This window comes from uncultured Modestobacter sp. (assembly GCF_947486615.1).
Classification (GTDB): domain Bacteria; phylum Actinomycetota; class Actinomycetes; order Mycobacteriales; family Geodermatophilaceae; genus Modestobacter.
In genome coordinates, this window is sequence record NZ_CANKUD010000014.1 from 1 (window position 1) to 20,803 (window position 20,803).

22 protein-coding genes are annotated in these 20,803 nt (G+C 73.3%); 7 read left to right on the top strand and 15 right to left on the bottom strand.

The window, feature by feature from the left end:
- Positions 1-81 precede the first annotated feature (81 nt).
- Positions 82-714 (bottom strand): hypothetical protein, encoded by a 633-nt coding sequence (locus Q1A09_RS20080; RefSeq protein WP_299959212.1) that lies wholly within the window; start codon positions 712-714, stop codon positions 82-84.
- Positions 715-776: 62 nt separating this feature from the next.
- Complete coding sequence (locus Q1A09_RS20085; RefSeq protein ID WP_299959215.1) at positions 777-2,153, bottom strand: DNA polymerase IV; 1,377 nt, start codon at positions 2,151-2,153, stop codon at positions 777-779.
- Between the two features lie 52 nt (positions 2,154-2,205).
- Between Q1A09_RS20085 and Q1A09_RS20090 the strand changes: the two genes are divergently transcribed.
- Both Q1A09_RS20090 and Q1A09_RS20095 read left to right on the top strand, forming a co-directional pair.
- Positions 2,206-2,796: a bifunctional 2-polyprenyl-6-hydroxyphenol methylase/3-demethylubiquinol 3-O-methyltransferase UbiG gene (locus Q1A09_RS20090; protein WP_299959218.1), complete on the top strand. Its 591-nt coding sequence runs from the start codon at positions 2,206-2,208 to the stop codon at positions 2,794-2,796.
- Between the two features lie 9 nt (positions 2,797-2,805).
- Positions 2,806-3,264: a cupin domain-containing protein gene (locus tag Q1A09_RS20095; RefSeq protein ID WP_299959221.1), complete on the top strand. Its 459-nt coding sequence runs from the start codon at positions 2,806-2,808 to the stop codon at positions 3,262-3,264.
- A gap of 9 nt (positions 3,265-3,273) precedes the next feature.
- Here the strand turns inward: Q1A09_RS20095 and Q1A09_RS20100 are convergent, their stop codons facing one another.
- The 8 genes from Q1A09_RS20100 to rpsF form a co-directional block, all read right to left on the bottom strand.
- Positions 3,274-4,167: a DUF1524 domain-containing protein gene (locus Q1A09_RS20100; RefSeq protein WP_299959224.1), complete on the bottom strand. Its 894-nt coding sequence runs from the start codon at positions 4,165-4,167 to the stop codon at positions 3,274-3,276.
- Between the two features lie 75 nt (positions 4,168-4,242).
- The gene (locus tag Q1A09_RS20105) at positions 4,243-4,656 is read right to left on the bottom strand and encodes a hypothetical protein (protein ID WP_299959227.1); all 414 of its coding nucleotides are present in this window, start codon (positions 4,654-4,656) and stop codon (positions 4,243-4,245) included.
- 40 nt (positions 4,657-4,696) lie between these two features.
- Entirely contained in the window at positions 4,697-5,227 is a 531-nt protein-coding gene (locus Q1A09_RS20110; RefSeq protein WP_299959230.1) for a GNAT family N-acetyltransferase, read from the bottom strand.
- 14 nt (positions 5,228-5,241) lie between these two features.
- Entirely contained in the window at positions 5,242-6,612 is a 1,371-nt protein-coding gene (dnaB, locus tag Q1A09_RS20115; protein WP_299959233.1) for a replicative DNA helicase, read from the bottom strand.
- Positions 6,613-7,339: 727 nt separating this feature from the next.
- Positions 7,340-7,786, bottom strand: a complete 447-nt coding sequence (rplI, locus tag Q1A09_RS20120; protein ID WP_299959236.1) for a 50S ribosomal protein L9 — start codon at positions 7,784-7,786, stop codon at positions 7,340-7,342.
- An 11-nt stretch (positions 7,787-7,797) separates the two neighbouring features.
- Entirely contained in the window at positions 7,798-8,034 is a 237-nt protein-coding gene (gene rpsR / locus Q1A09_RS20125) for a 30S ribosomal protein S18 (protein WP_163610177.1), read from the bottom strand.
- A gap of 35 nt (positions 8,035-8,069) precedes the next feature.
- Positions 8,070-8,564 (bottom strand): single-stranded DNA-binding protein, encoded by a 495-nt coding sequence (locus Q1A09_RS20130; RefSeq protein WP_299959245.1) that lies wholly within the window; start codon positions 8,562-8,564, stop codon positions 8,070-8,072.
- Between the two features lie 2 nt (positions 8,565-8,566).
- Complete coding sequence (rpsF, locus tag Q1A09_RS20135; protein ID WP_299959247.1) at positions 8,567-8,854, bottom strand: 30S ribosomal protein S6; 288 nt, start codon at positions 8,852-8,854, stop codon at positions 8,567-8,569.
- A gap of 170 nt (positions 8,855-9,024) precedes the next feature.
- Here rpsF and Q1A09_RS20140 point away from each other — a divergent pair, with 170 nt between their 5' ends.
- Complete coding sequence (locus Q1A09_RS20140) at positions 9,025-9,840, top strand: deoxyribonuclease IV (protein WP_299959250.1); 816 nt, start codon at positions 9,025-9,027, stop codon at positions 9,838-9,840.
- On the opposite strand, the gene Q1A09_RS20145 is transcribed toward Q1A09_RS20140, so the two are convergent.
- The 3 genes from Q1A09_RS20145 to Q1A09_RS20155 all read right to left on the bottom strand — a co-directional run bounded on the left by Q1A09_RS20145 (position 9,795) and on the right by Q1A09_RS20155 (position 14,201).
- A complete protein-coding gene (locus Q1A09_RS20145) occupies positions 9,795-11,357 on the bottom strand; it encodes a glycosyltransferase family 87 protein (protein ID WP_299959253.1) in 1,563 nt (520 codons plus the stop codon). The two genes, Q1A09_RS20140 and Q1A09_RS20145, sit on opposite strands and share 46 nt — an antisense overlap.
- Before the next feature lie 21 nt (positions 11,358-11,378).
- On the bottom strand, positions 11,379-13,916 hold the full coding sequence (locus Q1A09_RS20150; protein WP_299959255.1) for a transglycosylase domain-containing protein: 2,538 nt from the start codon (positions 13,914-13,916) through the stop codon (positions 11,379-11,381).
- Between the two features lie 129 nt (positions 13,917-14,045).
- Positions 14,046-14,201 carry a hypothetical protein gene (locus tag Q1A09_RS20155; protein ID WP_299959258.1) on the bottom strand — a complete coding sequence of 52 codons (156 nt, stop codon included), beginning with the start codon at positions 14,199-14,201 and terminating at the stop codon, positions 14,046-14,048.
- A gap of 169 nt (positions 14,202-14,370) precedes the next feature.
- Between Q1A09_RS20155 and Q1A09_RS20160 the strand changes: the two genes are divergently transcribed.
- The 3 genes from Q1A09_RS20160 to Q1A09_RS20170 all read left to right on the top strand — a co-directional run bounded on the left by Q1A09_RS20160 (position 14,371) and on the right by Q1A09_RS20170 (position 17,053).
- Positions 14,371-14,994, top strand: a complete 624-nt coding sequence (locus tag Q1A09_RS20160) for a PadR family transcriptional regulator (RefSeq protein ID WP_299959261.1) — start codon at positions 14,371-14,373, stop codon at positions 14,992-14,994.
- Positions 14,995-15,068: 74 nt separating this feature from the next.
- A complete protein-coding gene (locus Q1A09_RS20165; protein WP_299959264.1) occupies positions 15,069-16,139 on the top strand; it encodes an inositol-3-phosphate synthase in 1,071 nt (356 codons plus the stop codon).
- A gap of 122 nt (positions 16,140-16,261) precedes the next feature.
- Positions 16,262-17,053 (top strand): hypothetical protein, encoded by a 792-nt coding sequence (locus Q1A09_RS20170; protein ID WP_299959267.1) that lies wholly within the window; start codon positions 16,262-16,264, stop codon positions 17,051-17,053.
- A gap of 127 nt (positions 17,054-17,180) precedes the next feature.
- Here Q1A09_RS20170 and Q1A09_RS20175 read toward each other — a convergent pair whose 3' ends face one another.
- Positions 17,181-17,852 (bottom strand): YqgE/AlgH family protein, encoded by a 672-nt coding sequence (locus Q1A09_RS20175; protein ID WP_299959268.1) that lies wholly within the window; start codon positions 17,850-17,852, stop codon positions 17,181-17,183.
- A 156-nt stretch (positions 17,853-18,008) separates the two neighbouring features.
- On the opposite strand from Q1A09_RS20175, the gene Q1A09_RS20180 reads away from it, so the two are divergent.
- Positions 18,009-19,358 carry an MFS transporter gene (locus tag Q1A09_RS20180; RefSeq protein ID WP_299959270.1) on the top strand — a complete coding sequence of 450 codons (1,350 nt, stop codon included), beginning with the start codon at positions 18,009-18,011 and terminating at the stop codon, positions 19,356-19,358.
- 13 nt (positions 19,359-19,371) lie between these two features.
- Here Q1A09_RS20180 and Q1A09_RS20185 read toward each other — a convergent pair whose 3' ends face one another.
- Positions 19,372-20,793, bottom strand: coding sequence for a CCA tRNA nucleotidyltransferase (locus Q1A09_RS20185; protein WP_299959273.1), 1,422 nt, complete (start codon positions 20,791-20,793; stop codon positions 19,372-19,374).
- Positions 20,794-20,803 lie beyond the last annotated feature (10 nt).

Consider the following 20,803-nt stretch of genomic DNA (forward strand, 5'->3'; position numbering starts at 1 on the left):
ACCGATGACTCCTCGGAACGAGAGGCCATCACCTCAAGTCAAGATCCAAGAACTTCAACGATGCTCTGTGCTACCGAGGGCTCAGCCCTCCTCGAGGACCTCGCGCAGCACGAGTGCGGCCAGCTCGTCCCCGCCGGCGGCGGCGATGGAGAAGTGCTCGATCGCGGTGTCCACGTCACCGGCGCCGAGCAGCAGCACGCCGAGGTTGTGGTGCGAGTGCAGATCACCGCCCTCGATGCCGGCCCGGTAGGCGGCCTCGGCGGCGACCACGTCGTCCAGCTCGTCGCGGTACAGGTTGCCCAGTGGCAGCCAGGCGGCCACCTCGCCGCGGGCAGCGCCGCGCTCGAGCACGGTGCGGGCCTCCTCGACCCGGCGGGTGCTGCGCAGCAGGTCGGCCAGCGCCGCGCGGGCGACCTCGGAGTGCTCGGCGCCGGCCCGCAGCTGCGGCTCCAGCGCCGGGTCGCGGCTCTCCTCCCAGCGCCAGCAGGCCAGGGTCGTGGCGGCGGGCCGGGAGCCGGCGTCGGCGGCGAGCTGCGCCCAGTGCCATGCCTCCAGCTGCCGGCCCGCCTCGCGCAGCAGGAACGCGAGCTCCAGCGCCGCCTGCTGGTCACCGCGGCCGGCGGCGGCGCGGAACGCCCGCTCGGTCAGCGCATGCCCGTGGGCCGGGTCGACGGGGGCGTCGTCGTCCGGGGTGTTCTGGGGGTCCTGGGGCACGCCGGTGAGTCTGTCGTGATCACCACCGTCGGCGCATGCCCCGAAGGGGCTGGCCCACCCGTTCAGGGGGTGGTCCAGTCCGGCGGGTCGGCCGGCTGCAGCGCCGGGTCGTCGGCGGCCAGGGTGCGCACCGGACCGGGCGCGGTCCGCGGGCCCTCGAACCGCACGGTCACCCGGTTCAGCCCGCTGCCCCACACCCAGCCCGCACCGAGGTCGGGGTGGACGACGTCCTGGCCGGGGTACCAGGCCACCACCGCCGGCCCGGGCGCCGGATCGGCCGGCACCGGCACCGGCTCCGGGTCCTCGTCGACGGCGGCGTCCTCGACTGCGGCGTCCTCGACTGCGGCGTCCTCGGCCGGGGCCAGCGCCTCGGCGAGCAGGTCGCCCTGGGCGTAGGGCGAGAGCCCGGAGACGCCGACCCCGAGCAGCCGCAGGCCGCCGCTGCGGTCGACCGCGGCGAGCAGCCGGTGGGCGATCTCGGCGATCTGTCGCGGGTCGTCGACGGCGTGCGGCAGGGTCTGCGACCGGGTGAGGGTGCTGAAGTCGTACCGGCGGACCTTGAGCGTCACCGTCCGGCCCGACGTGCCCGAACGCTGCAGCCGGGTGCCCACCCGGTGGGCGAGCGCGTCGATCTCCGCGGCCAGCCGCGCCGGGTCGGTGAGGTCGCGGGCGAAGGTCTCCTCCGCGCTCACCGACTTGGCCTCCCGGTCGGTGATCACCGGCCGGTCGTCGTCGGCGCGGGCCAGCCGGTACAGGCCCGCACCGTGCGCCTGGCCGACCAGACTGGTCAGGTCGACCAGCGAGAGCCGGTGCAGGTCGCCGATGGTCTTCACCGAGACCTGCGCCAGCCGCTCGGCGGTGGCCGGGCCGACGCCGCCGAGGCTGCGCACCGGCAGCGGGTGCAGCACGTCCAGCTCCTGGCCCGGTGCGACGACGGTCAGCCCGTCCGGTTTGCGCAGCTCCGAGCCGATCTTCGCGAGCGACTTGGAGGTGCCGATGCCGACCGAGCCGGTGACGCCGCCGGTGGCCACCGCGAGCCGGGCCTTGAGGTCGGTGGCCAGTGCGGTCACCCCGGCCACGGACAGGTCGTGGTCGCCGGCGGCCAGGTCGACGTAGGCCTCGTCGATGGAGACCGGCTCGACCAGTGGCGAGAGCTCACGCAGCAGGGCCATGACCACCTCCGACGTCCGCCGGTAGGCCGCGAACCGGCCGCCCAGGAAGGCGGTGCCCGGCGGGCAGAGCCGGCGCGCCTCAGCGGTGGGCATGGCGCTGCGGGCACCGAACGCCCGGGCCTCGTAAGAGGCGGTGGCGACCACGCCCCGCCCGCCGGTGCCGCCGACGACGACCGGCCGGCCGCGCAGCGAGGGCTTGTCCCGCTGCTCCACGGCGGCGAAGAAGGCGTCGAGGTCCAGGTGCAGGATGCTCGGCTCACGCCGCACGCGCCGTCCCCCCTCCCGGCCCGCTCCGAGCCCGACCGTCGATGATGCCCCCATGGTCGAGCCGAGCGCATGGACGCAGATCACCCAGTCCGACCCCGACCACTCGCCCCGCTACGTCGAGCGGTTCCGCGCACTGGCCGCGCAGGGCGCCGACCTGGCGGGGGAGGCGCGGCTCGTCGACGCGATGCTGCCGCGCGGCTCCCGGGTGCTCGACGCCGGCTGCGGCCCGGGCCGGGTCGGCGCGGTGCTGGCCGAGGCCGGGCACACCGTGGTGGGCGTGGACGCCGACCCGGTGCTGATCGCCGCCGCCGAGGCCGACCACCCGGGCCCGCGCTGGCTCGTCGGTGACCTGGCCGAACTGGACCTGCCCGACCGGTTCGACGGGATCGTCTGCGCCGGCAACGTGATGGCCTTCCTGGCGCCCAGCACCCGCCGCGAGGTGCTCCGCCGGCTGGGTGCCCACCTCGCGGACGGGGGCCGGGCGGCGATCGGCTTCGGCGCCGGCCGCGGTTACCCGTTCGAGGAGTTCCTGGACGACGCCCGCGCCACCGGCTGGGCGGCCGACGTCCTGCTGTCGACCTGGGACCTGCGGCCCTTCGGCCCGGACGCCGACTTCCTGGTGGCCGTGCTCTCCCGGGTGTAGGCACGGGGCATGACGTACCTGCCCGACCCGGCCACGTTCTCCCGCCAGGAGGACCAGGCCTCCGCCGGCCGCACACGGTTCGTCGCCACCGGCAGCCAGACCCGCGGCGACTTCGGCCTGTTCGAGGTGACCATGGCGCCGGGCGGCAGCGGTCCGGGGCCGCACCTGCACCGCACGTTCAGCGAGTCCTTCCACGTGCTGGAGGGGGCGCTGTCGGTGCTGGCCGACGGCGAGTGGACGACGGCCCACGCCGGGGACCTGGTGTACGTGCCCCGCTCGGGCGTGCACGGCTTCCGGTCGGTGGGCCCGGACGTCGGAGCGCGGTTCCTCATCCTGTTCACCCCGGGCATCCCGCGGGAGGAGTACTTCACCGGCCTCGTCGAGCTGCACGCCGGCGGCCGGACACCGTCTCCCGAGGAGATGGATGAGTTCGCCCTGCGGCACGACCAGCTGAACCTGCGCGACTGACCGGCCGCACTACTCGCAGGCGGTGCCGTCCCCGTCGCCGTCCATGCTGTCGGACCAGCCCGGGTCACCACGGTGCAAGGGCGCGGCGCCGGCGGCGCGAGCCGCCGCGCAGTTCGCGAAGGGCTCGGACCCGGGCTCGGTGGCCGACGGTTCCGCGGAACCGTCCGGGGCGGGTGCGGGCGACGACGGGACCGGTTCGCCGGGGCAGGTCTCCAGCACGCGGGCGATGGCGTCGTGCTCGGCCTGGGTGACCCAGAGGCCGTAGGTGGCCTTCACCGCGACCTGGCGGGCGACGTAGGTGCAGCGGAACCCGCGGGCGGACGGCAGCCAGGTGGCGGCGTCGCCGTCGCCCTTCTGCCGGTTGGCCGCGTAGTCGACGGCGAGCAGGTTGAGCGGGTCGTTGGCGAAGGCGGTGCGGCGGGCCTCGTCCCAGGCGAAGGCGCCGGTCTGCCAGCCGTTGCTCAGCGCGACGACGTGGTCGATGTCCACGCTGCTGCCGTCGCCCTTCTCGAACGCGATCGTGGTGCCGGTGTAGGGGTCGGCGAGCGTGCCGGTCTCCACCACACAGTCCTGGGTGCCGGCCCGGAACACCTCGTCGACCAGGTCGCGGGCCAGGACGTCGTTGCGGGTGTCGCAGCCGTTGCGGTCGACGTCGGCCCAGGTGGCCCCGAACTCGTCGCGGTCATAGCCAGTCCTTGCCGCGCGGCCCTTCACCGGCAGCGTGGACAGCACGTCGACCGCCGCCTGCCCGGCGATCTGAGTGCTCGCCGAGCCCTGCCCGGCCGCCTCGGAGACCGTGTCGGGGGTGGGCTCGGTGCTGAGCTGGCAGCCCGCCGTCCCGAGGACGACGAGGGCCGCGAGCGCGAGCGAGCGGTGTTTCACGTGGAGCGGCCGGGAGGTCATCGCCTGTCGACGCTAGGCGCGGTCCAGCCGCTATCTGGGGACCCACGCCGACCGATGAGACGCGCGGCAGTCGGCTCATCGGCTGGCTGGGACGGACCGCGGGAAGACGCTGTCCGGGCGCCTGCCGAGCACGGTGTCCACCGGGAAGGCCTGAGCGAACCGGATCACCTCGTGGGCCTGGTCGTTCACCAGGACGGCGAACTCCTCCACACCGATCACCTCCGGGCCCGCACCGCCGGCGCGGTAGTAGCCGGACACCGCGAGCTCCACGTCGTCGTAGGTGAGGTCGAGCTCCCGAACCACGGCGGTCGTCGTCGCCCGGTGCGAGCTCATGCCAGCGAACGCCCGGCCGCAACCGCAGCCCCCGTCGGGATCCCGTCGGTCCGTGGCACAGACCTCTTCCAGCAGGACGAGCTCGCCCTCGACGGCGTAGGTGAAGTCACCCTCGCGGTTGCCCTGGTCCTGTGTCGTCGCAGTCAGCAGCCTCATGGCCAGACGATGGCAGGGCCCACTGACAAGTCCGGCGTCCTCAGCCGGGGAGGTCGACCCAGTAGCGGCGCGTGCGGCCGAGCTCGGTGTCCCGGACGTCCTCCAGGACGCCGCCGGCCCGCTCGATGACCCGGGCCGAGGCGGCGTTTCCATCGGCGCAGGTGATCAGCACCCGGTCCAGCCCGAGCGTCCGGGCTCGGGAGAGCACCGCGGCCAGTGCCCAGCTCGCCAGGCCGCGGCGGCGGGCCGACGGGCGGATGCCGTAGCCAATGTGCCCGCCGGCCCGGAGCAGGAAGTCGTTGAGCTCGTGGCGCAGGGCGATGGCGCCCAGCACGTCATCGCCTTCGACGACCCACCAGTAGCTGCACCGCACCCGCCCCTCGGCGGGAGGTACTGCGGGATCGGACTCAGCGCGCAGCCGGTGCACCCAGGCCGCGAAGCCCGCGGACGTCTCCACCTCGTCCTCGGGCCGCAGACCCGCGCCGTCCTCGTGGACGCCCTCGCCCCACTCGCGGTGCGCGGCGAGCCAGGCGGCGTGCAGCCGGGTGGTCGGTTCGACGAGTGCGGGCACGTTGGACCAGCCGATCAGTTCGCCATGTCGACGAAGCGTGAGTAGTGGCCCTGGAAGGCGACCGTGACGTTCGCGGTGGGGCCGTTGCGGTGCTTGACCAGCATGATGTCGGCCTCGCCGGCCCGCGGGGACTCCTTCTCGTACATGTCCTCGCGGTGGATCATCATCACCATGTCGGCGTCCTGCTCGATCGAGCCGGACTCACGGAGGTCGGACAGCATCGGCTTCTTGTCCTGACGCTGCTCCGACCCACGGTTCAGCTGCGACATGGCGATGACCGGCAGTTCGAGCTCCTTGGCCAGCAGCTTCAGCGCGCGGGAGAACTCCGAGACCTCCTGCTGGCGGCTCTCCACCTTCTTGCCCGAGGTCATCAGCTGGAGGTAGTCGATGACGATCAGCTTGAGGTCGTTGCGCTGCTTCAGGCGCCGCGCCTTGGCCCGGATCTCCATCATCGTCATGTTCGGGGAGTCGTCGATGTAGAGCGGTGCGTCGGCGATCTCGCCCATCCGGCGGGCCAGCTTCGACCAGTCCTCATCGGACAGCGTGCCGGCGCGCATGTGGTGCAGCGGCACCTTCGCCTCGGCCGACAGCAGACGCATGGTGATCTCGTGCTTGCTCATCTCGAGCGAGAAGATCGCCGCCGGCAGGTGGTGCTTGACCGTGGCCGAGCGGGCGATGTCCAGGCCCAGGGTGCTCTTGCCGACACCGGGGCGGGCGGCGATGACCACCATCTGACCGGCCTGCAGGCCGTTGGTCAGCTCGTCGAGGTCACGGATGCCGGTGGGCACACCGCGGGCGGTGCCACCCCGCGACGCGATGGCGTCCAGCTCGTCCATGGTGGGCTGCAGGACGTCCTCCAGGCGGGAGTAGTCCTCGCTCATCCGCTTCTCGGTGACGTCGTAGATCTCCTGCTGGGCGCGGTCGACGATGTCGTCGACGTCGCCCTTCCCGCCGGCCGCGCCGTAGCCCAGCTGGACGACGCGGGTGCCGGCCTCCACCAGCCGCCGTAGGACGGCCTGCTCGGCGACGATCGCGGCGTAGTAGCCGGCGTTGGCGGCCGTCGGGGTGGAGGCGATCAGCGTGTGCAGGTAGACCGCGCCGCCCATCTTGGACAGCTGGTCGGTGCGGTTCAGCTCGGCGGCGACGGTGATCGCGTCGGCGGGCTCACCGCGGCCGTAGAGGTCGAGGATGACATCGAAGACGATCTGGTGCGCCGGACGGTAGAAGTCGGGGCCGGCGAGCACCTCGACGACGTCGGCGATCGCGTCCTTGCTCATCAGCATGCCGCCGAGCACCGACTGCTCCGCGGCGACGTCCTGCGGGGGCTGCCGGTCGTACTCCGGGGCCGTGACCCTCGGCCTGCTGATGTCGTCGACGACCGCCACGCTGGTATCCCCCTCGTCCCGTCACGCCATGAGGCCGGAGGGCCCCGCGCGACGCGTCCCACTCGTTCGCACAGCTCGAACAGCTGTTCGCACAACAGCTACCACCGGGCGCCGACAGTTCGCGCCCGGCGGTGGCTGGGGGAGACGTTAGGAACCCGGCGGGGCCCGCGTCCAACACCGCTGTGCACGCCCTTCTGCACAACTTGTGGACAAGTCGGTGGATGGAGGCGGTCACCGTGTGGAGACCGCGGGGGACCAGCGGTCGTCGTGTCGCCGCCACCCGCCCGTCACCTGCACAGCGGCAGTGCCCAGGGTGTGGACGGAAGAAATCCGGCAACTCGCCCGCTCCCGCGGCCCCCGGGCGTGTCGCCGGATCCTCGCTGGTCACACGCGTAACCGGGGCCACCCGACGGTGCCGTGGACCACAGCGGCGGCGGTCCGACCGCCACGGGCACGCCGCTCACGACGGGCGCGGGGTTCACCTGCCGTCCACGGGCGGGCCGGCCGCCGTGTCGACACCGGCGCCCGATCAGCGAGGTCCACCAGGCCCCTGGGACGCCCACTGGGGAGCCCCCGCGGCGTCCCGCCACTCCGGGTGGGGGCGGCGCTGTGGAGAACGGTGGGCGACCGCTCCGCCGTCGTCCGGCCGGAGAACGCCACGAGGGGCGCCGGACCGGAGTCCGACGCCCCTCGTGGGCGGTGCACGCCCCGACAGGGGGCGCCTCGATCAGCCTGCGACGACGTCCAGGGTCACCGGCACGGTGACCTCCGGGTGGACCCGCACCGTGACGGTGTGGGTGCCGAGGCTCTTGATGCTGCTGGGCAGCTCGATGCGACGACGGTCCAGCTCCGGGCCACCGGAGGCGGAGACCGCGGCGGCGACGTCGGCGGTGGTGATCCGGCCGAAGAGCCGGCCACCGTCGCCCGAGCGGGCCGGCAGGGTGACGGTCAGCCCGGAGAGCCGACCGGCGACCGCCTGGGCCTCCTCGAGCGTGCGCACGTCGCGGGCCGCACGGGCCCGGCGCAGGCTCTGCACCTGCTTCTCGGCACCACGGGTGGCCAGCATGGCCAGCCCGCGGGGCAGGAGGTAGTTGCGGGCGTACCCGCCCTTGACCTCGACGGTGTCGCCGGAGGACCCGAGACCGGTGACCTCCTGCGTGAGGATCAGCTTCATGGTGCTCATGATCAGCGCGCCGTGGAGGTGTAGGGCAGCAGGGCCATCTCGCGGCTGTTCTTCACGGCCACGGCGACGTCACGCTGGTGCTGGCTGCAGTTGCCGCTGACGCGGCGGGCACGGATCTTGCCGCGATCGGAGATGAACTTCCGCAGCAGGGTCGTGTCCTTGTAGTCCACGTAGGTCGCCTTGTCCTTGCAGAACTGGCAGACCTTCTTCTTGATCTTGCGGGGGGGAGGCTTGGGCACTTGGGGTTCTCCTGGGAGAGATCAGTACGGGGAGATCAGAAAGGGGGTTCGTCGGACGATGCCGGCGGGGTGGACCAGGGGTCGCTCGCTCCGCCACCGGAGAAGCCACCGCCACCGCCACCGCTGTTGCCGCCGCCGCCGAACCCACCGCCGCCGCCCTCGCTGCGCGCAGCGCGGGTGACCTTGGCGGTGGCGTACCGCAGGGAGGGGCCGATCTCGTCGACCTCCAGCTCGATGACGGTGCGCTTCTCGCCTTCCTTCGTGTCGAAGGAACGCTGCTTCAGCCGGCCCGAGACGATGACCCGCGAACCGCGGGTGAGCGACTCGGCGACGTTCTCCGCCGCCTGACGCCAGACGTTGCAGCGGAGGAACAGCGCCTCGCCGTCCTTCCACTCCTGCGACTGGCGGTCGAAGGTGCGGGGGGTGGAGGCGACGGTGAAGTTGGCGACGGCGGCGCCGGACGGCGTGAACCGCAGCTCCGGGTCGGCCGTCAGGTTCCCGATGACGGTGATGACGGTCTCGCCGGCCATGGTCAGTGGGCCTCGGGGCGCATCAGCTTGGTGCGCAGGATGGACTCGTTCAGGTTCAGCTGACGGTCCAGCTCGGCGACGGCGGCCGGCTCGGCCTGGATCTCGACGATGGCGTAGATGCCCTCGGCGTTCTTGTTGATCTCGTAGGCCAGCCGACGACGGCCCCAGATCTCGGTCTTGACGGTGCCACCGGAGTTGGTGACGACGGTCAGGAAACGATCCAGGCTGGGAGCGATGGTCCGCTCCTCGAGCTCAGGGTCGAGGATGATCATCAGTTCGTAGTTACGCACGGAGAACCCCACCTCCTCTGGTCTCAGCGGCCGCAGGGTGTCTGCAGCAGGAGGGTCGTACATGCGTCACGCGCCCGGACCTGCACCGAGCAGGGGAGGACGCGCACCGGACAGGCTACCAGCGCCCTTGACGCCACGTGTGCGTCGGACCGGCGCTCTACGCTCCCCGGGTGACCGGACAGCTGATCGGCGTGCACGTCGGACCGGGCCTGACCGAGGCCGGCGAGCTGGACGACGGCGGTCCGCTGGCCCGCGCCGCGGAGCTGGACGCCGACGCCGTCCAAGTGTTCCTGGCCGACCCGCAGGGCTGGAAGGCGCCGGCGCCGCGGCCGGATGCCGAAGCGCTGCTCGGCTCCGACGTGGCCGTCTTCGTGCACGCCCCCTACGTGCTCAACGTCGCCTCGACCAACAACCGGATCCGCATCCCCAGCCGCAAGCTGCTGGGCCAGCACGCGCTGGCCTCGGCCGCGATCGGCGCCCGCGGCATGGTGGTGCACGGCGGCCACGTGCTCGCGAAGGACGATCCGGCGGCCGGGGTCGACAACTGGCGCAAGACCTTCGCCCGGCAGGCCGACGACGGCGGCTTCGGCGTCCCGGTGCTGATCGAGAACACCGCCGGTGGCGACAACGCGATGGCCCGCGAGCTCGACGCCGTCGCCCGGCTGTGGGAGGCCGTGGGTGAGTTCGGCGCCGGCTTCGTGCTGGACACCTGCCACGCCTGGGCGGCCGGCTGGGACCTGGCCCGCGTCGTGGACGACGTCCGGGCGGTCACCGGGCGGATCGACCTGGTGCACCTGAACAACAGCCGCGACCCCGCCGGGTCCGGCCGGGACCGGCACGCCCCGCTGGGGGCCGGTGAGATCCCGACCGAGCTGCTGGTGGAGGTGGCCCGCACCGCCGGCGCCCCCGTCGTGCTGGAGACCCCCGGCGACCCGGCCGCTCACGCCGAGGAGATCGCGCTCCTGCGCTCGGCGCTCACCGGCTGAGCCCGCCCCCACGGCCGGGGCAGCACCCAGCGGTCGGGCGCACCGTCGAGCATCCCGCCGGCCGGGTCGTCGGTGCCGGGCCAGCTGCGCCGCACCAGGTCGGCGTCGGGCCGCCAGACCTCCCGGGCCACCAGGGCCATCAGGACGAGGACGGCGACGTCCCGGACGACCACCGACAGGTAGAACCACTCCACGCCGATGCCGCGGTTGTCCGCGCCCAGGTAGTAGAGCAGCGTCGTCGCCCAGACCAGCGCCTCGGTGGCCTGCCACAGCAGCAGCGAGCGCCACCTCGGCCGGGCCAGCACCGCCAGCGGCAGCAGCCACAGCGAGTACTGCGGGCTCCACACCTTGTTCAGCAGCAGGAAGGCCGCGACCAGCAGGAACGCCAGCTGCGGGAGGCGGGGGCGGAGCGGGGCCGCCAGGGCCAGCCAGGCCACCCCGGCCGCGCAGAGCAGCAGCAGCACCGCCACCACCGCGTTCAGCACCGAGGGTGTCTCCCCCTCGGTGAGCGGGCCGTCCAGGAACTGCGGGGCGTAGTGCAGGGCGATCGCCCAGATGCTCTCCGGGTTGGCCGGGCGGACGTCGCTGAAGGTGAAGAACCGCGCCCAGTTCTCCGGTGCCGCCAGGGCCACCGGCAGGTTGACCGCCAGCCAGGCCAGCCCCGCGGCGACGGTCGTCGACAGCCAGGGCCGCAGCCGGCCGGCCCGCAGGCACAGCACGAACAGCACGCCCAGCACGATCACCGGGTAGAGCTTGGCGGCCACCCCCAGCCCGATCAGCGCCCCGGCGAGCACCGGGCGCCGCCGCGCCCACGCCCACATGCCGAACGTGGTCAGCGCGACGGCCAGCAGGTCCCAGTTGGTGAAGGCGTGCACCAGCAGCAGCGGGGACAGCGCGACCATCGCCGCGTCCCAGGGGCGCCGGCCGGCCAGCGCCAGCACCCCCCGGGTGACCAGCAGCGCGAGAGCGGAGAGCAGCAGGCAGGTCACCACGTAGAAGCTCAGCACCGGGGTGGGCTCGGGCAGCGGGCCGAGGCCGGCGGCCAGGTCGTCCCACCCGCGGGCGATCACCGCGGACAGCTGCATCAGCCCGCCGGTGAGCACCGGGTACTCCACGGCGGAGTCCAGGTAGGGGACGGCGCCCTCGTCCAGCCCGTGCACCCCGAACAGCGGGACGGCGTCGTTGTAGCAGAGGTGGGTGTACTGCTTGCTGCCCGTCCAGTTGCCGTCGGCGCAGGGCGCCTGCTTGGCCCAGGCCAGGCCGAGGACCGCGACGGTGAGGAGCAGGCAGACCCGCAGCGGCGTCCAGAACAGCGCCCGCCCGGTCACCGCGTGCCGGCCCCACGGGCCACCGACGGCCTCGCTGGCCTGCGCGGCGACCGGGTCGGTCCAGCTCGGGACGACGCGGTCCGGCCACGGCGGCGCGGCCACCTGCGGCACCGGCGGGACCGGCCGCGGAGACACCGCGGGCCCGCCCTCCGGGAGATCGGAGGACGGGCCCGTCGGTGGTGCGGTCACGCGGTCAGTCTGCCCGCGGCATCAGTTCGTCGGCTGGCTGGGGACCGGCACTCCCGTCGGTGCCGGCGCACACGAGGCCGGCGCGGGCGACTGGGTGCAGGGGTCCACCGGCGGCTGGTTCGCCGCGGACGACCTGCTCGCCTCGGCCTCGGCCTCCGCCGACCTGCGGGCCTCCTCGGCCAGCTGCGCGGCCCGTTCGGCTTCCTGCCGGGCGCGCTCACGCGCCCGCGCCTCGGCGCCACCGTCGTCCACCGTCGTCGGGGTCGGCTGCGCCTGGGTGGTCGGCGCGGGGGCCTCCGTCGTCGGCTCCGGGATGCTCTTGTCCGGGTCGCCCTCGATCAGCGCCTCGGAGGGCAGCGGCTCCTCCGGGGTGCCCTCGAGCACGGTGTCCATGAACTGCTGCCAGATGTCACCGGGCAGGCCCGAGCCGTAGATGATGTTCCCCGAGGTGGTCGTGATGGCCTCGTTGCCCTTGGTCCCGATCCACACCGCGGTGGAGATCGACGGGGTGTAGCCCACCATCCAGGCGTCGGAGTTGTCGGTCCGGTTGGCCCCCTGGGTGCCGGTCTTGGCCGCCACCGGACGGTCACCGTCCAGCGGCAGGTCCGAGGACTCGGCGACGTCCTCCAGCGCGAAGGTGACGTCGCTGGCCACCTCCGCGGAGATGGGCTGGTCGGAGGCGGTCGACCCGGTGCCCAGCAGCGGGCCGTCACTGCCGGTGACCGTGCCGATGAAGTGGGTGTTGTGCCGGACCCCGCCGGCGGCGAAGGTGGCGAAGCCGGCGGCCTGCTGGATCGGCCGGACCTCGTACTCGCCGATGCCGATCGAGCCACCGGTCACCCCGGTCGCCGGACTGGACAGCGTCGGCTTGCCGGTCAGCTGGTCGGACACGGTGGGGTCCTTCTGCTCCGCGTCCCACACCGCGGGGAGGCCGATGACCTCCCGGGCCAGCTGGGCCACCACGTCCGGGCCCACCTCGTAGGCCAGGCCGTAGAAGGTGGTGTTCAGCGACCTGGTCATCGCCTGCTTGATCGTGCAGTTGGCGCACTGCGCGTTGCCGGAGTTGACCACCGGCAGCCCGATCCGGTCGTCGAACTCCTGCGGGGAGGTGCCGTCCCGGCGGGTGTCCACGCTGAAGCCGTTCTGCAGCGCGGCGGCCAGTGTGTAGGGCTTGAACGACGAGCCCGGCGGCTTGGGCGCCTGGGCGTAGTCGGTGGTGTCGACGTTCGGGTCGTCGCTGCGGGCCTGGGCGTTGCCGTAGTAGGCCAGCACCCCGCCGGTCTTGGGGTCGATCGCGACCAGCGCCTGCTCCAGCTTCTCCGGCTCACCGGCCATCACGTCGTTCACCGCGGCGACCGCGGCGTCCTGCTTGGCCTTGTCCACGGTCGTGGTGATCCGCAGGCCGCCGGTGTAGATGTCGTCGTCGTCGTAGCTGAACGGCGGGTCCTTCAGCTCGGCGATGACCTGCCGGACGATGTGCCCCTCCGGGCCGGCCGGGATGCCGGCGGTGTTGCCGGTCTTCGGCAGCACCGCCGGGTAGGCCGCCGCGGCGCGGGCGGCGGGGTCCAGCCAGCCCTGCTCGACCATCGCGTCGAGCACCAGGCCCCATCGCTGCTGCGCGCCCTCCGGGTTGGTCTCCGGGTCGTTGTTCGTCGGGTTGCGGATCAGCACGGCGAGCACGGCGCCCTGCTCGGCGGTCAGCTGCGCGGCCGGCACGCCGAAGTAGGTGGTCGCCGCGGCCTCGATGCCGTAGGCGCTGCGGCCGAAGTAGATGGTGTTCAGGTAGTTCTGGAGGATCTCCTCCTTCGAGTACTCGTTGTCCAGCTTGACCGCGAGGAAGAGCTCCTTGAACTTGCGGCTGAAGGTCTGGTCGGAGTTGAGGAAGGCGTTCTTCACGTACTGCTGGGTGATGGTCGAGCCACCCTGGGTCGAGCCACCGGTGAGGTTGTTCCACGCGGCGCGCGCGATGCCGGTGAAGGAGATGCCGGGGTCGGAGTAGAACGCCCGGTTCTCCGCCGCCAGCACCGCGTTGACGGCCGGCTCGGACATCTGCTCCAGCGTGACCTCGGTGCGGTTCTTGCCGTCGTTGAGCCGGGCCATCTCGGTGACGCCGTCGGCGTAGTAGACGACCGTCGTCTGCTCGTTGGCGATGGAGTCGGGCGAGGGCACCTCGGTGGTGGCGTAGACGACCCCGACGAAGACCCCGAGCAGCACCAGCATGGCCACGAAGCTCCCGGCGAGGACCTTGAGCACCCGCCGCCGCTTCTGCTTCGCCGTCCGCTTCCGCTTGCCGCCGCCGGGCGGCCGGCCGCTGCCGCTGCCACCGGGACGACGTCCGCCCGTGGGCGGCTTGACCGGCGGACGCCCGCCACCGCCGCCGGAGCGGGCGGCCGGACGGGCACCGCCCGAGGACGAGGCCGTCGTGCGGGCGCGCCCGCTGACCGCCGGACGGCGAGCGCCGGCGGAGCTGCCACCCGCTGCCCGGGCCCGGGCGGGGGGTGGACGGCGGACCGAGCCGCCACCGGGGGTGACGCGGGCGGTCTCGTCGTGGGGAGGCACGCGGTGGCCCCTTCCTCGAGGTCGTGGGGAGTCGGCCGGCGACGGGGTCGCCGTGCCGGCCGCACCCAGGGTGACGTCTTCAGCTGTGTGCCGGCTGCACGCGGCCCGGTGGCGTCGGGCCGGTGGCGACTACTCGGTCGCCGCCCGGCGGGTCGTGCGTGGTGCCCGCCCGGAGGCCGGCTCGGCACCCAGGGCGTCGGACATCAGGTGGTGGCCACGGCAGACGTCGGCGAGACGCGCGCGTCGCTGCAGCGCGTGGTCCACCACCGACCGTCGTCCGGGCACGGCCGCCAATGTACGCACGTCCGGGGCCCCCGTGACCTGCTCGCGATGTCGACATGGGGCTGGTGGGGCGCCGGTGAACTGGTCGTCCGACTTGCGCCCCGTACCGCGCCCGGATGTATCGTGCCGATACATCGATCCCGTGAACGCCGGCAGACCAGGAGGTGGCACCGTGCTCGAGTTCGCCATCCTGGGCCTGCTGCAGCAGTCACCGATGCACGGCTACGAGCTCCGCAAGGAGCTGGCCGCGGTGCTCGGCGGACTGCGCTCGATCTCCTACGGGTCGCTGTACCCGGCGCTCAAGCGGCTGCAGGCCGCCGGGCTGATCGCCAGCGAGGACCCGGTCCCGCGGGCGCTGCTGCCCGCCGACGCCCCGGCCCTCACCGGGCGGCGCGGGAAGGTCGTCTACGCGATCACCGCCGAGGGCAAGGAGCGCTTCGCCGACCTGGTCAGCCAGACCGGGCCCGAGGCCTACGACGACGAGAGCCGGTTCGGCGTCCACCTGGCGTTCTTCCGGCACACCGCCGCCGACGTGCGGCTGCGCATCCTCGAGGGCCGGCGGCGCACCGTCGAGCGGCAGCGCGACCGGCTCATGGACTCGCTGCGCCGCACCCAGGAGAAGCTCGACCGCTACACCCTCGAGCTGCAGCGGCACGGTCTGGACTCGGTCGACCGCGAGGTCCGCTGGCTCACCGAGCTCATCGACAGCGAGCGCGACGACAACGCGCGCGCCGAGGCCGCCCGGGCGGAGCAGACGCCCACCCCGACAGCACCACCGAACGCCGTCACCACCTGAACCACCGCACCGCCCGCAGCACGTCCACCGCACATCGTCCGGGCCCGGTCGGGTCCGTCGGAGGGAGTCAGTCCATGGCATCGGTCAAGGTCGCCATCGTCGGCGTCGGCAACTGCGCCGCGTCGCTCGTCCAGGGCGTCGAGTACTACCGGGACGCCGACGAGACCGCATCGGTCCCCGGCCTCATGCACGTCCGGTTCGGCGACTACCACGTCTCCGACGTCGAGTTCGTCGCGGCGTTCGACGTCGACGCCAAGAAGGTCGGCCGCGACCTCTCCGAGGCGATCGTCGCCAGCGAGAACAACACCATCAAGATCGCCGACGTGCCGCCGCTGGGCGTGACCGTGCAGCGCGGCACCACCCTCGACGGGCTCGGCAAGTACTACCGCGAGATCGTCGAGGAGTCCGACGAGCAGCCCGTCGACATGGTCACCGCGCTGCGGGAGTCCGGCGCCGACGTGCTGGTCTGCTACCTCCCGGTCGGCTCGCAGCAGGCCGCGGAGCACTACGCCCAGGCCGCGATCGACGCCGGCGTCGCGTTCGTCAACGCGCTGCCGGTCTTCATCGCCGGCACCAAGGAGTGGGCGGACAAGTTCACCGCCGCCGGGGTGCCGATCGTCGGTGACGACATCAAGAGCCAGGTGGGCGCCACCATCACCCACCGGGTGCTGGCCAAGCTGTTCGAGGACCGCGGCGTGCAGCTGGACCGCACCATGCAGCTCAATGTCGGCGGCAACATGGACTTCAAGAACATGCTCGAGCGCGAGCGCCTGGAGTCCAAGAAGATCTCCAAGACCCAGTCGGTCACCAGCCAGGTCGACCGGGACATGGGCAAGGGCAACGTGCACATCGGCCCCTCGGACCACGTGCCGTGGCTCTCGGACCGCAAGTGGGCCTACGTCCGCCTGGAGGGCCGTGCGTTCGGCGACGTCCCGCTGAACCTGGAGTACAAGCTCGAGGTCTGGGACTCCCCGAACTCGGCCGGCATCATCATCGACGCCGTCCGCGCCGCGAAGATCGCCAAGGACCGCGGCATCGGCGGCCCGATCCTGTCCGCGTCGTCCTACTTCATGAAGAGCCCGCCGGAGCAGTACAGCGACAGCGAGGCCCGGGACGCCGTCGAGGCCTTCATCCGCGGCGACTAGAAGGACCCCGTCCCTCTCACCCCTCGCAAGCTCGGGGCGAGCCTCCGGACGGGGCCGAAGGAACCTGAGGGGCCCGAGCCGACGGCTCGGGCCCCTCAGGCGTTCCTCTTACCCTGACCCCCATGCGCTCCCGTCCTGGCACCCACCCGTTCCCGACCCCGCTGCGGGTCGCGGCCGCCGGAGTGCTGCTCGCCCTGCTCGCCCTGCTCAGCGGGTGCGGCAGCGAGGACGCCGAGCAGCGGGAGCCCGGGGCCGAGGTCAGCTCGGAGGAGGCCGAGGTGCTCAGCCAGGTGCTGTACGCCAACCGTCAGCAGGGCGGGGCCGACTTCGAGGTGACCGCGCCGTTCGCCGAGGGCGCCGTGCTCACCCTGACCGGCGAGGTCGACTTCGCCCGCGGGATCGGACGGGCCCAGGCGGTCACCAGCTACGGCGACGGCCGCCCCGACGACACCCGCACCCTCTTCTTCACCGAGGACGACCTCTGGCAGGGCGGCGTCCCCGGGCTCGACGAGGCGCTGACCGCCGCCGGCCTGCCCGCGGCCACCTACGTGCGCCGGCCGATCGCGGCGACCGACGCGTCCGGGACGGCGTCACTGCTGGACGTGCTGGTGCAGATGGTGCCCCGGCTCTCCGCCCGCTCCGCCGACGACCCGCGGTCCTTCGCCGACTACACCTGGGTCGGCAGCCGATCGGTCAACGGGCAGCTCAGCTCGGTGTTCCAGAGCGGGACCGGCGCGCGGATAGCGGTCGCCGCGGACAGCAAGCTGCTGGTCCAGTACCTCACCCGGCTGCAGGACTTCGACGTGACCATCACCCTGGCCGACCATGGCGAGCGGGAGATCACCCTGCCGTCCGACGAGGACACCGTCTCGCTGACCGAGCACCCGGAGATCGCCGCGGCGCTGGGCCTCTAGCCGGCAGCGGCGGGAGCCGGACAGCACAGGAGGGGGCGGCCTCTTCCCCAGGTCGCCCCCTCCTGTGAGCTCTTCCTACCAGTCCGGAGCGCTCACCGGGAGTCGACACGCCCGACCGGTGACGGCCTCAGTTGGCCGAGGGGTCCGCCGGGGCCGTCGACAGCACGCCCAGCCGCCCGGACTGGCGGCGCAGCACCGACCGCCACAGGTCCGGCCCGGCGGCGTCGGTCAGCAGGTCGGCGGGGACGCCGGCCACGCACGCCCACGCCCCTTCGGCCAGCTCGGTGGCCAGCTGCCCGGCCGACCACCCGGCGTACCCGGCGAACACCCGCAGGCCGCCGATCTCGCCGTCCAGTTCGTCCGGGTCGCTGTCCAGGTCGACCAGGTGCACCGCACCGGCCACCTCCCGCAGGCCGCTCCCGGCCGGCAGCGGCGCAGTGCCCCTCCGGGTGGCCAGGCACAGCGCCGTGTCGGTCTCGCACGGGCCGCCGACGTGGAACACCCCGGGCTCGACCGCCAGCTCCGACCAGCCGGGCAGCACGTCGCCGATCCGCACCTCGCTGGGCCGGCCGAGCACCACGCCGATCGTGCCGGTGTCGGAGTGGTCGAGCACGTAGACCACGGCCCCGGCGAAGGTCGGGTCGGTCAGCGCCGGCATCGCCACCAGCAGGGAGCCGGGCCGGACGTCGTCCAGGCAGCCCACCGAGATGGCGGGTACGGCGCTGCGCCGGCGGCGTCCGGCGGCCTGTCCGGCTGCGGGACGACGCTCGGGCTCGGGTGACGAGGGCACCGGGTTCATCGCGCTCCAGTGTGCATCAGGTGTGCGGCCGGGGGGTGGCTCGGCGACCCCGCCTCGCGGCCCGCGGCGCGGCCGGTCCCGCGCCTGCTCGGGGCCCCGGCCCGTGGCCGGCTGCGTGACCTGGCGGCGCGCGCACGGCGACGTAGTGTGGCTGGGGTGCACCAGTCGCCCACCACCGTGCGGCACCTGCTGCAGCGGGGCGACTTCCGCCGGCTGCTGCTGACCCGGCTCTCCTCCCAGTTCGGCGACGGCGTCTTCCAGGCGGCGCTGGCCGGCACGGTGCTCTTCAACCCCCAGCAGGCCACCGACCCGATCGACGTCGCCGCCGGGTTCGCGATCCTGCTGCTCCCCTACTCGCTGGTCGGGCCGTTCGCCGGCGTGTGGCTGGACCGCTGGAGCCGGCGGCAGGTGCTGCTGGTGGCCAACGTGGTGCGGGCCGTGCTGGTGGTCGGGGTCGCCGCGCTCACCCTCGCCGGCATCCAGGGCGTGCTGTTCTACGTCGCCGGCCTGCTGGTCTTCTCGGTCAACCGGTTCGTGCTGTCCGCGCTGTCCGCCGCCCTGCCGCACACCACCGACCGGCCCTCGCTGGTCTCGGCCAACGCGCTGTCCACCACGGCCGGGGCGGTGGCCGCGGTGCTCGGCGGTGGCGTGGCGATCGTGTCCTCCGCGGTCCTGGGGTCCGGCAGCGGGGCCTACGCCGCGCTCGCCCTCGCCTCCGCGGTGCCGTACCTGGTCGCCTCCGCCGTCGTCGCCGGGTTCAGCCGGCCGTACCTGGGTCCTGACCACCTGACCGTCGCGGCGACGGTCAGCGCCCGGGACGTGCTGCACGGCATGCTCGCCGGCACCCGGCACGTGCTGGCCCACCCGCCGGCCGGCGCCGTCCTGTCGGTGATGGCCGTGCACCGGGTGTGCTACGGCCTGCTCACGCTGATGACGCTGCTGCTGTACCGCAACACCTTCACCGACTCCTCCGGGCTCTTCCGGGGCGGCCTGGCCGGGCTGGGCGAGGTGCTCGCCGCCGGTGCGGCCGGCACGCTGCTGGCCGCCGCGGTGACGCCGTGGGCGGTCCGCCGGTGGGGCAAGGCCGCCTGGGTGGTAGCCATGCTGCTGCTCGGCGGGGTCGGCCAACTGGTGCTCGGCGGGCTGTTCGAGCCCCCGGCGATCGTGGCCGCCGTCCTGACCCTCGGGTTCGTCGCCCAGAGCATCAAGATCTGCGTGGACACCACGCTGCAGGAGGCGGTGGACGACGACTTCCGCGGCCGGGTGTTCTCCGCCTACGACACGTTGTTCAACGTGACCTTCGTCCTCGCCCTGCTGGTCGGGGCGTTCGCGTTGCCGGCCTCCGGGGTCAGCTGGCCGCTGCTCGTGGTCATCGGGGTCGGTTACCTGCTCACCGCCCTGCTCTTCGCCCGCTGGGCCCGGGGCCAGGCCCGCCGGGAGCAGGACACCCCGCTGGCGCTGCGCGCACTGCCCGGCCTCCGGCACGAGACCGGCCAGCACGCCTGACCGGTCGCACCGCTCAGCTGCGGGAGCGCCACCAGGCGAGCAGCTCGGCCTCGGCCTCGTCGGGCTCGAGCGGGCCGCGTTCCAGCCGCAGGTCCTTGAGGAACCGCCAGGCCTCGCCGACCTCGCGGCCCGGGGCGATCCCCAGCAGCTCCATGATCCGGTTGCCGTCCAGGTCGGGGCGGATCCGGGAGAGGTCCTCCTGCTCCGCCAACGCCTGGATGCGCTCCTCGAGGGAGTCGTAGGTCGCCGACAGCGCCGCGGCCCGCTTCCGGTTCCGCGTCGTGCAGTCCGAGCGGACCAGCTTGTGCAGCCGGGGGAGCAGGTCACCGGCGTCGGTCACGTACCGGCGGACGGCGGAGTCGGTCCACTCCCCGCGGCCGTAGCCGTGGAAGCGCAGGTGCAGGAAGGTCAGCCGGGAGACCGCCTCGACGACGTCCTTCGGGTACTTCAGCGCGGTCAGCCGCTTGCGCACCAGCTTCGCTCCGACCACCTCGTGGTGGTGGAAGGAGACCCGGCCACGGTCCTCGTGCCGGCGGGTGGCCGGCTTGCCGATGTCGTGCAGCAGCGCGGCCAGCCGGAGCACCAGGTCCGGGGACGGCGACTGCGGATCGGCCTGCTCCAGTGCGATCGCCTGCTCCAGCACGGTCAGCGAGTGGACGTAGACGTCCTTGTGCTGGTGGTGCTCGTCGATCTCCATCCGCAGTGCGGCGAGCTCGGGCAGCACCACGTCGGCCAGACCGGTGGAGACGAAGAGGTCCAGCGCCTCGCTGGGGTAGTCGTTGAGCAGGGTGCGGGAGAACTCGTGCTGGACCCGCTCGGCGGTGATCCGCGCCAGCTCGGGGGCGAGCTCGGTCATCGCCTGGACGACCTCGGGGTCCGGGACGAGCTGGAGCTGGGCGACGAAGCGCACGGCACGCAGCATCCGCAGCGGGTCGTCGGCGAAGGAGTCCACGGCCCGGCCCGGCGTCCGCAGCCGGCGGGCGAGCAGGTCACCCAGGCCGCCGAACGGGTCGGTCACGGTGCGGTCGGGCCCGAGGGAGACGGCCATCGCGTTGACGGTGAAGTCGCGGCGGGCCAGGTCGTCGACGAGGGACCCACCCCAGGCCACCTCGGGGTTGCGCGACTCGCGGTCGTAGCGGTCGGCACGGAACGTGGTGATCTCCACCCGCTCGCCGCGCACCTCGGCGCCCACCGTGCCGAAGGCGATGCCGGTGTTCCACGTGGAACTGGCCCAGCCGCGCAGCACCTCGAGGGTCTGCTCGGGGCGGGCGTCGGTGGTCAGGTCGAGGTCGCCGGTCGGCAGCGGCCGCCCCGTCCCCGCGGCGAGCAGCGCGTCCCGCACCGAGCCACCCACCAGGTGCACCTCGTGCCCCGCGGCGGTGAAGCGCTCACCCAGCGCCACCAGCACGGGGGAGACGTCGACGAGCTCGCGCACCGTCTGCTGC